This window comes from Pseudomonas sp. NBRC 111119, from assembly GCF_001320125.1.
Lineage (GTDB): Bacteria > Pseudomonadota > Gammaproteobacteria > Pseudomonadales > Pseudomonadaceae > Aquipseudomonas > Aquipseudomonas parafulva.
Window position 1 is genome coordinate 1 of record NZ_BCAV01000082.1, and the last position, 11,583, is coordinate 11,583.

An 11,583-nucleotide genomic window follows, 5' to 3' on the forward strand; every position below is an offset into this window, starting at 1 on the left:
ACAGTTGCTTCCACAGGTATTGCACAGCTCAGAATGCGAGGAAGGCAACGACTAGAGGATAAGCCCGGTCTGCAAGGCCCGCTCGTGGCACAGCTTGAGCACCGCGCGCCGCTCGTCGTCGTTCATCCGCCCCCAGCGGCTGATTTCGGCCACGCTGCGCTGGCAGCCGGTGCAGATATCCTGTTCATCCAGCGCGCAGATGTTCACACACGGTGACGCTACCGGGCGCACCGGCGTGTCATTCATCGTCAACCACCAGCTCACGAGCATAGCGCTGGGCATTGTGCACGTAGTGCGCCGCACTGGCCTCGAGCATGCGCTTTTGCTGTTCGGTGAGTTCGCGTACCACCTTGCCCGGTGACCCCATCACCAACGAGCCGTCGGGGATCTCCTTGCCTTCGGCAATCAGCGCATTGGCGCCGATGATGCAGTGCTTGCCGATGCGCGCACCATTGAGAATGACTGCGTTAATACCAACCAGGCTGTAGTCCCCCACCGTGCAACCATGCAGCATGGCGTTGTGGCCCACCGTGACGCCCTTGCCCAGGGTAAGCGGCGAACCCATATCGGTATGCATCACCGTGCCATCCTGCACATTGCTGCCCTCACCGATGTCGATCAGCTCGTTGTCGCCACGCAGCACGGCGCCGAACCAGACGCTGGCGTCGGCCTGCAGGCGCACATTGCCGATCAGCGTGGCGTTGGGTGCAGCCCAACTGGTGGGGTGGCTTTCGACCCGCAGGTCGCCCAGGCGGTATTTCATGGTTGTTCCTCAGGCTGGGATGCAGATGGCAGGGTGGGCCCTGCTCGTTTGTCGGGGTAACGCTCGGGCGGGTGGTGCAGGCTGATGCCGGCATCGAACAGCAGGTTGACCAGTTCGACGATCATGATCGCCGACAACCCCCAGATCTTGTATTCACCATAGCGGTAGCTGGGCACGTACCAGCTGCGCCCTTGGTAATCGATGCGGTGGGTATGGTCGCGAGGGTCCTGGCGGAAAAACTCGAGCGGCACGGTGAATACTGCCGCGATCTCGGCGTCGTTGGCACGGTATTCGACAAAGTCGGGGATAACCCCGACAAACGGTGTCACCTTCAAACCATGCAGGGAAATCAGCGGGCTAAGAGGGCCGAGCACCTCCACCAGCCCGGGTGGCAGGCCAATCTCCTCTTCGGCCTCCCGCAGGGCGGTGAACACCAGGTCCGGGTCTTCCGGGTCGCGGCGGCCACCAGGGAAGGCGACTTCGCCACCGTGGGTGGACAACCCCTGGGCTCGCAAGGTGAGGACCAGTTCGGGCGCTTCGCTGCGGGTAATGGGCAAGAGCACCGCCGCTTCCGGGAACCGTCGGTCGGTTTCCAGCGTGGCAGGTTGGTGGTTGCTCATTCGGCGAAGTAGCTCGTCCAGCATTGCGTACACTCGTGTCCAAGGCCTGCCCTGCATGATGCACCAAAAGCCGCCAGGCACCCAAGCCCTGCCCGCTTGCGGGCGCCAGGCCGGCACGCCAAGATAGGGGCAAACCAAGGGACTCCCTATGAATTACTGCAGTGCATGCGGCCAACCGGTCATCCAGCAGGTACCCGAAGGCGACAGCCGCCTGCGGTATGTCTGCCCCTCCTGTCACACGGTCCACTACCAGAACCCCAACGTGGTCGCCGGCGTGCTGGCCACCTGGGGCAGCCAGGTATTGCTGTGCCGGCGCGCCATCGAACCGCGTCGAGGCTTCTGGACGCTGCCGGCAGGCTTCATGGAAAACGGCGAAACCCTCGACCAGGCAGCCCGCCGTGAAACCGTCGAGGAAGCCTGTGCCAGGGTGAAAGACATGGCCTTGTACCAGCTGTTCGACCTGCCGCACATCAACCAGGTGCACGTGTTCTTCCGGGCACAGCTGGCAGACCTGGACGTGGCCATCGGCGCCGAGAGCCTGGAAGTGCGGCTGTTCGAAGAGCACGAGATCCCGTGGCAGGCCCTGGCTTTCCGGACCGTGGCGCGCACATTAGAATGCTACTATCGCGACCGCACTGGGCAGCACTTCCCCATTGGCCATGAGTACGTGCCGCCGATGAACCTTGCGTCTTCCTCCACCTAGCTCAGAGCCTTCAGGGATACCGTTACATGCGCTGGTTGCTTGCCTTGTTCTGCCTTTGCGTGACTTCGGTGTCCCAGGCGGCCTTCACCGAAACCATCATCCGCAAGCCGGCACCTGCCGCGCAGGCGCTGCCGCGCGCGGCGCAGCCGGTGCAACCTTTGATCGACAAGGTGCTGGTGATCAAGTCCGAGCGGCGCCTGCAGCTGATAAGCCGTGGGGAACCGCTGAAAACCTACCGCATTTCCCTGGGCAAACAGCCCAAAGGCCCGAAAGAGCGCGAGGGCGACAAGAAAACCCCCGAAGGCTTCTACTGGCTGGACTGGCGCAAGCAGAGCGAGCGTTTCAACCTCGCCATGCATATCGACTACCCCAACGTCACCGATGCCGCCCGTGCCCGCCGCGAAGGGGTCAGTGCCGGCAGCATGATCATGATCCACGGCACGCCGATCAACGATGAATACCCGGAATGGTACTTCCACACCCTGGACTGGACCGACGGCTGCATTGCCATGCGCAACCACGACATGCAGGAAGTCTGGAGCCTGGTGCGCGACGGGACCATGATCGAGATTCGGCCTTGATAGAGCGCCATTCGGCGCAGGCTGTAGGAAACCTCCCACCATCTCGCTGGAATCTGCCTGACAATCGCTTAGGCAAGGGACGGCATCCAGACGAATAGCCCGCCTTTTAGCATCCACGCAATCGAGTACGGAGCCCGTACTGCAACAGCGGGGTGCTTAAAATGCCGAACCACAGACGCCCGAACGCCGGCTGGCTGCTGGCTGCCTGCCTCGCGGTGCTGCTGTGCATGCCCGGGGTTGCCAGCGGCGACACCGCCAGCTGGCAACTGCGGGAGCAGCAGCAGAACCTGCGCGACCTGCAGCAGCAACAACGCCTTGAGCGCTGGCAGGGCAAACGCGAACCCAGCGAAACCTCACCCGGGCCCGCCACAGCACCTGCCCACCAGCCTTGCTGGGCCATCCGCGGCGTGCAGATTGCAGGCAACCACCAACTGCCAGAAACGCTGCTGGCCGACACTGTACGGCGCTCCGTTACGGCCTGCATGGGCCCCGCCGACATCGACGGCCTGCTGCGGGCCCTTACCGGGCAATACGTGGCCGCGGGCTTTCCTGCCAGCCGACCCTACCTGGCGCAAACGCCGCGCAGCGGTGCGCCCCTGCGTATCGGTGTGGTGGAGGGCTTTGTCGAGTCCATCGAGCTCGCCGGCCCCGAGTTGCCGCTGTCGTTGTCCAGCGCCTTCCCCGACATGCTTGGCCAGCCCCTGTACCTGCCCCAGCTGGAACAAGGGCTGGACCAGCTCAACCGCCTGCGGGCCTACGACCTGGGTGCGGATTTGCTGCCCGGCACATTGCCAGGCGCCACACAGGTGGTGGTACAGCCGCGCAAAGTGGCATCACCCTGGCACCTGGACAACCGCTTCGATAACCGTGGCAGCGACCAGACCGGCCGCCATCGCCTGACCACGGGCCTGGGGCTGGACAGCCCGCTGGGCCTGAATGACGACCTGCGTGTCTCTCTCAGCCGCACAGTCTTCGGGGCACCCGGCAACAGCCGGGGCCTGACGCTGTACTACAGCATCCCCTACGGCCCCTGGACCTTCGCCATGAGTGCCAGCCGGCTGCGCTACAAGGCCCCGCTACCGGGTAGCCACCAAGTGGCCGATGGCAGCAGCCGCTACCACAGCCTGAGTGCCGAACGGGTGCTGTGGCGCGGCCCGCGCGGCATGCTCAGCGCCAGCGTCCGGCTGGACCGCAAGCAACTGACCAACCGCAGTGCCGGCGCAGTCATCGTGCAGCAAAGCCCGACGCTGGCCACGCTGGAGGCCGGGGTCAATCTGCTGTGGCTTGAGCAGGGGCTTTGGAATGCCTACCTGGGTGTTGCCCAGGGGATCGGTGCATTCGGTGCCGACCGCTCGCCAATCGGCGTTCAGCGCCTGCGCCCAGACTTTCGCAAGTACCGCGCCAACCTGCTGCACCTGCGCCAGGGCCCGGCCGACTGGCCGTGGCGCTGGCAAAGTGAAGTGGCGCTGCAGTACAGCGACGACGCCTTGCCTGCCGTCGAGCAGTTGCTGGTCAGTGACGACACCGCCGTGCGCGGGTTCCGGCTGCGCACCTATTCCGGCAGCAGCAGCGCTGTGTGGCGCAACACCGTCAGCCAGGCCCTGCCCCACGCCTTCAACCCAGCCCTGCAGATACGCCCCTATCTAGGCGTGGACCTGGGCTGGGCCCGCACCCTGCCCGGCTCATCGCCCCAGCGCCTGGCCGGGGCCGCCGCAGGTGTCGAGCTGAGCCTGCCCGGGAGCCGGCTGCGCCTGGACTACCAACGCGCGCTGCATGCCAGCGACTTGCCTGGCCGACGCCTGGAACCTGGGTTCTGGGTGCTGGACTGGGCCCTGACGATCTGATTCACCCCCAACAATGAGAACAAGAACATGAAAACACCCTCGCCCCACTGCATACGCCCAGACACCTTGCGCTGGGCCATATTCCTGGTGGTACTCGGCTCTGCCAGCGCCCTGGCCCATGGTGGCCTGGAAGCTGCAAGCGGCCCTGGCGGAACACCGGTCATCAACCCAAGTCACGGGGTGCCGGTGATCGAGATCGTGCCACCCAATGCCAATGGGCTGTCGCACAACCAGTTCAGCGACTACAACGTGGGCAACGCCGGGCTGGTACTGAACAACGCTACCGCCCCCGGGCAATCGCAGCTGGCGGGCGCCCTGGCTGCCAACCCGCAGTTCCAGGGCCAGGCGGCCTCGACCATCCTCAACGAAGTGATCAGCCGCAACGCCTCGCTGATCGAAGGGCCGCAGGAGGTGTTCGGCCACCGCGCCGATTACCTGCTGGCCAACCCCAACGGCATCACCCTCAACGGTGGCAGCTTCATCAACACCACCCGCGCGGGGTTTCTGGTGGGCACGCCTGAAATCGAGCAACAGCAGTTGAAGTACCTCGACACCCTGGGTGCCAGCGGCAGCCTGCGGGTACTGGGCGGTGGCCAGAGCAACCGCGAGGGCGCCTTGGACCTGATCGCCCCGCGCATCGACACCCAGGGCCTGCTGAACGCCGGCACCGACCTGGGTATCACCGCCGGGCGCAACCGCATCGACCGCAGCACGGGCGATATCGTCCAGCACTTGCCCGGCACCCCGTCCAGCATCGATGCCAGCCTGTTCGGCGCCATGCAGGCCGGGCGCATACGCGTGGTCAGTACTGCAGAGGGCGCGGGGGTGCGGGTACAGGCGCCACGGGTCGAAGCCACCGAAGGCGTACAGATCCAGTCAGCCGGTAATCTGCAGGTCAGCGGCACTGCCAGCAGCCCTGCCCTGCTGCACAGTGCGCAAGGCACGCTGAAGCTGACCGCCAGCGATGACCTGACCTTGGCGGGACTGGAAGCGAAGGCCCAGCACATCGAAGCGCGGGCAGGCAAAAAACTGACCCTCGACGCCCAGGCCCTGGAGCGCGTGACCCGGGACACTGACAACTGGAACAAGCAGTTTCTTTTCGTCACCCGCGAAACCTACAGCCGCAATACCACCACCACTGACGTCAAACAACAGGGTACCCGGCTGCAGGCCGATGACAGCCTGGCCCTGCAGTCGGGCGGCGACCTGCGCATGACTGCCGCCCAGCTACAGGCCGGCAACGGGCTGCGCATCGAAAGCGGCGGCAACCTGGAGGTGCTTGCCGGTATCGATAGCCAGCGGGTGGAGGAACAGATACGCCATCGCAAGGACCTCTGGCGCGGCGACCGCGACAGCGACACCTATACGCAAAACGCACAAGGCAGCACGCTGGACGCCGGGCAGATGACCCTTAACGCTGCCGGCAAGCTCAACGTGCAGGGCAGCAGCCTTCACAGCCGCGGCGACTTGGCGATCACCGCCAGCCAGGCGAACGTGGCCACTGCGCAATTGCAGGATCGGGGAACCCGACGGGATTACCGCGGCGACCTGGTGTCTGGCGCATTCTTCGGCGATCGCAAAGGCAATGACAGTGACGGCAAGCGGGTTGCCGGTAGCAGCATCACCAGTGACGGCGCGCTCAGCATCAGCGCAGACACCGTTACCCTCAAGGGCAGCAAGGTGTTCGGCCAGCAGGGCGCCACGCTCTACAGCCAGAAAGGCGCCCTGGCGATCGAGGCAGACCGGGACACCCACACCCGCACCGACCATCATCGCGACAGCAAGCTGTTCGGCCTGATCGCCAGCGAAGGCAACAGCACCGAACGTAAGGAACAGGTGCTGAGCAGCGATGTAGGTTCTGCTACCAACCTGCGACTGGCCAGCGCAGAAGAACTGCGAATTCAAGGCTCCAAGGTCGAGGCCGGGCAACACCTTGGCATCGAGGCCAAGGGCGACCTGGTGGTCGACAGCGTGCAAACCGTCGATGAAAGCGAAACCCGTACCCAGCAACGCGGCTTCAGTGGCCACGCCCGCGAAACCCAGGCAGCGCAAGGCGACAAGCCGGGATCGCGGCAGTACACCGCCGGGCTGGGCTATGAGGTGAGCACCAGCACCGGCCAGCACCGGGAAACCCATCAGGTGGGCAGCGAACTCAGGGGGGCGTCAGTCAGCCTGGGTAGCGGCGCACAGTTGCACGTCAATGGCTCCAAGGTCACCGCCTCCACCGGGGACCTGGAAGCCAACGCCCAGAAGATTGTATTGGTCGCCACCCATGACAGCCAGGACACCACCCGCTCCGACACCCAGAGCGGCGGCAGCCTCGCCGTAAGCGGGGGTATCGACCGCCTGGGCAGCCAGTTCAATGGCCATCACAACCGCAGCGACGAGCACGAGCAGCAAACCCAGGTGCAGCACAGCGAGTTGCAGGCCGGCGGCAACCTGCGCCTGCACAGCGATACGCTGGTGACCGAGGCCGCACGGGTGAAGGCTGGCAACACGCTGGACGTTACCGCAAAACAGATCGAGAACCGCGCCGTGCACGATACCTATGAACACGAAAAAAACCGCAACGACTGGTCTGCCAGCCTGGGCGCAAGCCTGGAGTACCGCGACCTGACCCGCCCCATCGAACGGCTGGTGCTGGGCCAGGAGGCTGCCCGCTTCCAGCAGGCTTCCCCGGAAGATGCCATGGTCGCCCCCAGCATCGGCGCGGACATGACAGTCGAACACCTCAAGCACCTGGAAAACCAGCGCCGTGGCTTCGCCCAGGTCAGCGCGTTTTCCGGTGCCGACGTGCAGGTCAAGGCCGACAGCCTGATGGATCAAGGCACCCGCTGGCAGGCGGACACCGGCACCTTGCAGATCCAGGCGCAACAGCACCACATGACAGCAGCCGCCAACACCGAGCAGCGCAGCGAGCAACGCCTGAACTTCGCCGGGGATGCGCGGGTGGACACCAGCAGCGGCAAGGACATGAATGTACGGATAGCGGGTAACGGTGGGTCGCTGGCCCAGCAGAGCACGGCTAGCACCGCGGTGGCCGGCAGCCTGTATGGCAAACGGGGTATCCAGGTGCAGCTTGGCAGCGATGGCCGCTACGAGGGCACGCGCCTGGATGGCGGCAGCGGCGACGTACGTATTCACAGCCAGGGTACATTGGCCTTTACCCAAGCCACTGACACCGCCCAACAGCAGTCGCGCCAGCTGGAGGGCAATGCCTGGGCCAAGGTGGGTAACCGCCCTGGCAGCACCGGCGTCGACGGCCGCGGCTACCTCGACCACGCCAGCCAGCAGCGTACGCAAGGCACAGCCCAAGTTGGCCAGATCGACAGCCAGGGCGAGGTGCGCCTGACCAGCCAGGGCGACCTGCTGCTCGAAGGCACGCGCATTGGCAGCCGCGAGGCCCCGGCCGGCGACATCACCCTGCACAGCGGTGGCCTGCTGCAGGTGAAGGCCGCAAGCAGTACTCAGCAGGCCAGCGGTAGCAACCTGGGCGGCGGCCTTGAGCTGGCGTTGAAAACCGGCACCAGCAAAGGCGGTGCCATCGGCGGCCATTTCAGCCATGGCAAGCAGCAGGAGGATGTGCGCGAGGCTGTGGATGCGCGTTTTACAAGCAGCGGTAAGCTCAGCGTGGGCAGCACGGCACGCGAAGAGGTTGCCGTAAACGTCCAGGGCCTGCAGGCCAGCGCCCAGCAGATCGCCCTGGATGCGGCCAACGGCGGTATCCGGCTTGAGGCTTCGTCCAACCAGGATGTGCGCGACAACCTGCACGTCACCGCAGGTGCTGGCTTCAATAGCAGCACCGGCAACCTGGACACCCGAGGTTTGCACGGCCGGGTCAAGGTAGACCTGGACAAGCGCGACAACCTGACCTGGAACGCCGGCAACCTGCGTGCCGACCACATCAGCCTGAACAGCCGGGGCAACGCTGAGCTTCAGGGCGTGAGCCTGGAGGCCGGGAAAATCGACGGCACGATCGAAGGCGACCTGCGCGTTGCCAGCCTCAAGGACAGCGTGGACACCCTCAGCATCAAGGGCGACGCCAGGCTCAGCCATGAAAAGAACCCGCAGGGGTATGTGAATGCCGCCACCTCGCTGGCGGGGCCTTTTGGCAGCAAAGTGTCCGAGAAGGCGGGCTCGGCACTGGGCAAGGTGGACCCGGGTTTATCGCCAACCCTGCGCCTGGACGTTTCCCACGCGCAACGTGACACCGTCGGCCAGCAGGCGGTACTCAAAGGCAGCGAAGGCATCGCGTTGAATGTGGGGGGTAATGCCCACCTGGTCGGCGCCCGGTTGCAGTCGGCCCGGGGCGACGTGCGGCTCGACGCGGCTGCGGTTACCCAGGAAACATTGAATGGCAGTGACTATCGCCGGGATGTCTCGGTGGATGCTTCCAATTCCCCGGTAGACCTGGGCACCGCCCTGGCCGATATCGCCAAGGGCAAAGGGGCTGCCGCAGGGGAATCTCCCCTGGACCTCGGGTTGCTGCGCACCAGTGGGCACAACCGCAGCGAGCAGTGGGCCTCCAGCACAGGCGGGAAGTAGTGTGCGGTAGGCGCTAGCAGCGCTCGCGATGGGGGCCAGCGCCCCCATCGACTTCAGCGCGGACCTGCCGACTACGGCTGCCCCTTTAACAAACCTGAAACCCGGACGTCACATTCACGCACTAGAGTGCGGTCTGGTTCAACTCAGCCATAAAAAGGACACTTTGATGAGTCGTGACACCGGCGACAACCTGGACAGGAACCACAGCACCAACCTGCCGATGGCCACGGTCATGGATGCCTACCTGAGCCGCCGCACCGTGATACGCGGCAGCCTGGCCGCCGCTGTCGGCATGATCGCCGGCACCGGCCTGGCCGGGTGCCTGGGGGGTGACCGCCCCGGCAGTGCACCGCCAACCGGCAAACCTGTACAACCCAAGTTGTCACTGGGCTTCCAGTCCATCCCTGGCTCACGCACCGACGCCTGCACCATTGCCCCCGGCTACACCGCCTACGTGCTGGCTCCCTGGGGCACGCCGCTCAACCACGCGGCCAACCCCTGGAAAGCGGACGGCAGCAACACCTCCCACGACCAGGCCAATGCCATGGGCATGCACCACGATGGCATGCATTTCTTTCCGATCAATGGCAGCTCGGACGATGGCCTGCTGGCGATCAATTTCGAGTACATCGACACCGCCGCCCTGCACCCCACCGGGCCCACCAAGGATGCCAACGGCAAACGCCCGGCCGAAGAGGTGCGCAAGGAGATCAACGCCCACGGGGCGGGCGTGGTACGCCTGAAGAAAACCCAGGGCCGCTGGCAGGTGGTGGACAACGACCCATTGAACCGACGCTTCACTACGGCTTCGCGCATGCAGATCAGCGGGCCGATGCGCGGCAGCGCTCACGTACGCACCCCGTACTCCCCCGCCGGTACCCATTGCCGCGGCACCAACAACAACTGCGGTAACGGCTACACACCATGGGGCACCTATCTGACCTGCGAAGAGAACTGGCCGGGCATCTTCGTCAACAAGGGCACGCGCCCTGAAGACCAGCGCCGCATCGGCGTAGGCACCAGCGGCGGCCAGTACGGTTGGGAAACCGCCGCCGGTGACCGCACCGAGGTTGACGGCGAATTCGCCCGTTTCGACATCACCCCCAAAGCCGCCAGCGCCAACGGCGACTACCGCAACGAGGCCAGTACCTTCGGTTACATCGTCGAGATCGACCCTTACAACAGCAGTACTCTGGCCACCAAGCGTACCGCCCTCGGCCGTTTCCGCCACGAAGGCTGCTGCCCGGGCCTCGCCGTGGCGGGTAAACCGTTGGTCTGGTACATGGGTGACGATTCCAACAATGAGTACCTGTACAAGTGGGTATCCAGTGCCGTCTGGGACCCTGCCGACGCCAACCCGATGGATCGCCTGGCCACCGGCAACAAATACCTCGACCACGGCAAGTTGTACGTAGCCCGCTTCGATGCCGACGGCACCGGGGTGTGGCTGTTGCTGGACCCCTCCACCGTGACCACCAGTGGCAGTACCCTGGGGGCGCTGTATGGGGACCTGCCGGGCATCATCCTCAATACGCGCGGCGCGGGGGATGCGGTGGGTGCAACGCCGATGGACCGACCGGAATGGACCGCCGTCAACCCGCTCAATGGCGATGCCTACCTGACCCTGACCAACAACAGCGTTCGCACGCCGGCCCAGGCCGACGCAGCCAACCCACGCGGCCCCAACCGGCATGGCCATATCATCCGCTGGCACGACAGCAGCGACCATGCCAGCTTCACCTGGGACATCTTCGTGTTCGGGGCCAATGCTGGCGGCAACGCCGACATCAACCGCTCCGGCCTGACCGAGCTTAACCAGTTCGCCAGCCCTGACGGCATGAGTTTCGATAGCCGGGGCGTGCTGTGGTTCGAGACGGACAACAGCGAGGCCACGGTCACGGACTACACCAACGACCAGCTACTGGCGGTGATCCCCACGCAACTGGTGGACGACAATGGCGAGCAGGTGCCGGTGAGTGCTCACAACCAGGCCGACTTGCGGCGGTTTTTTGTGGGGCCTAATGATTGCGAGGTGACGGGGATTACCTTCACGCCGGACAACAAGACGCTGTTCATCAACATTCAGCACCCGGGGAACTGGCCTTCGACTGACAAAGCCACCGATGCGACACCTCAGGGCACTCGGGTTCGCCCTAGGTCTTCGACAGTGGTGATTCAACGTGATGACGGCGGGGAGATTGGTACTGCCTGAGATGCGTTCAGTGGGGGCGCGCGCATCACGTGAACATTTATTAGCGCAGGTGGCGCTTAGTCACCTTTCCGCCCTTACGGCGGGTTACTTGGGTCTTGGCCAAAGTAACTCGCCGTAAGAGCGAAAAGGTGAATAAGGGCCACCATCGCACATGGACTATGCTTGCCATGAAAACCCACGAACAGCAAACAACTTCAAACCTAAACTTCAAACTTCAAACCTAAACTTCAAACTTCAAACTTCAAACTTCAAACTTCAAACTTCAAACTTCAAACTTCAAACTTACAGCGTGTGGGCGGACACACTGAGCAGACA

At 64.4% G+C, this 11,583-nt stretch carries 8 protein-coding genes; 5 read left to right on the top strand and 3 right to left on the bottom strand.

Annotated elements, in window-relative coordinates:
• Positions 1-51 precede the first annotated feature (51 nt).
• From APH25_RS24380 to APH25_RS24390, 3 genes are read right to left on the bottom strand one after another with little or no spacing between them, the layout of a single operon-like run.
• Complete coding sequence (locus APH25_RS24380; RefSeq protein ID WP_028634838.1) at positions 52-246, bottom strand: DUF1289 domain-containing protein; 195 nt, start codon at positions 244-246, stop codon at positions 52-54.
• Complete coding sequence (locus tag APH25_RS24385) at positions 239-763, bottom strand: gamma carbonic anhydrase family protein (RefSeq protein WP_060483639.1); 525 nt, start codon at positions 761-763, stop codon at positions 239-241. Before APH25_RS24385 ends, APH25_RS24380 begins: the two co-directional genes overlap by 8 nt.
• The gene (locus APH25_RS24390) at positions 760-1,407 is read right to left on the bottom strand and encodes a CoA pyrophosphatase (protein ID WP_042141540.1); all 648 of its coding nucleotides are present in this window, start codon (positions 1,405-1,407) and stop codon (positions 760-762) included. Before APH25_RS24390 ends, APH25_RS24385 begins: the two co-directional genes overlap by 4 nt.
• A 124-nt stretch (positions 1,408-1,531) precedes the next feature.
• On the opposite strand from APH25_RS24390, the gene APH25_RS24395 reads away from it, so the two are divergent.
• From APH25_RS24395 to APH25_RS24415, 5 genes are all read left to right on the top strand, one after another.
• Positions 1,532-2,086, top strand: a complete 555-nt coding sequence (locus APH25_RS24395) for an NUDIX hydrolase (RefSeq protein WP_060483640.1) — start codon at positions 1,532-1,534, stop codon at positions 2,084-2,086.
• Positions 2,087-2,112: 26 nt separating this feature from the next.
• Positions 2,113-2,667 (top strand): murein L,D-transpeptidase family protein, encoded by a 555-nt coding sequence (locus tag APH25_RS24400; protein WP_060483641.1) that lies wholly within the window; start codon positions 2,113-2,115, stop codon positions 2,665-2,667.
• A 161-nt stretch (positions 2,668-2,828) separates the two neighbouring features.
• Positions 2,829-4,511 (top strand): ShlB/FhaC/HecB family hemolysin secretion/activation protein, encoded by a 1,683-nt coding sequence (locus APH25_RS24405; protein WP_060483642.1) that lies wholly within the window; start codon positions 2,829-2,831, stop codon positions 4,509-4,511.
• Between the two features lie 27 nt (positions 4,512-4,538).
• Positions 4,539-9,056, top strand: coding sequence for a hemagglutinin repeat-containing protein (locus APH25_RS24410; protein WP_060483643.1), 4,518 nt, complete (start codon positions 4,539-4,541; stop codon positions 9,054-9,056).
• 166 nt (positions 9,057-9,222) lie between these two features.
• On the top strand, positions 9,223-11,268 hold the full coding sequence (locus APH25_RS24415; protein WP_060483644.1) for a PhoX family phosphatase: 2,046 nt from the start codon (positions 9,223-9,225) through the stop codon (positions 11,266-11,268).
• The last annotated feature ends 315 nt before the right edge of the window (positions 11,269-11,583 follow it).